Origin of the sequence: Pseudoalteromonas sp. SIMBA_162 (assembly GCF_046535955.1) — a bacterium.
Classification (GTDB): Bacteria; Pseudomonadota; Gammaproteobacteria; order Enterobacterales; family Alteromonadaceae; genus Pseudoalteromonas; species Pseudoalteromonas marina.
In genome coordinates this window covers 1-279 of the sequence record NZ_JAWJBQ010000280.1, presented here as the reverse complement: position 1 = coordinate 279, position 279 = coordinate 1, and the positions used below count along the sequence as shown (strand labels likewise).

Below are 279 nucleotides of genomic sequence, written 5' to 3'. Positions count from 1 at the left end.
GAGAACGCCATGCCTGCCCGCGAACTGCAAGAACAACTCGACACCCTGCGCGAGCAATTGGAACAGAACCCACCGCTTTCCGAAGCCGAGCGCAACAATCTGCAAGAGCTGATGCAGCAGATCGAACTGCAACTCAAACTGGAGACCGGCACCCAGAACGCCAGCCTCGCCGACGGCGTCAACCTGGCCGTGGAACGCTTCGAACTGGAGCACCCGGCGATTGCCGGAACCCTGCGCAATATCGTCCAGACCCTGGGCAACATCGGCATCTGAGCAACC

General features: G+C 60.6%; 1 protein-coding gene. It reads left to right on the top strand.

Annotated elements, in window-relative coordinates:
- Positions 1 to 273: DUF4404 family protein (locus R0J88_RS19680; RefSeq protein WP_410900825.1), on the top strand; the 273-nt coding region annotated here is incomplete at its 5' end.
- Positions 274 to 279 lie beyond the last annotated feature (6 nt).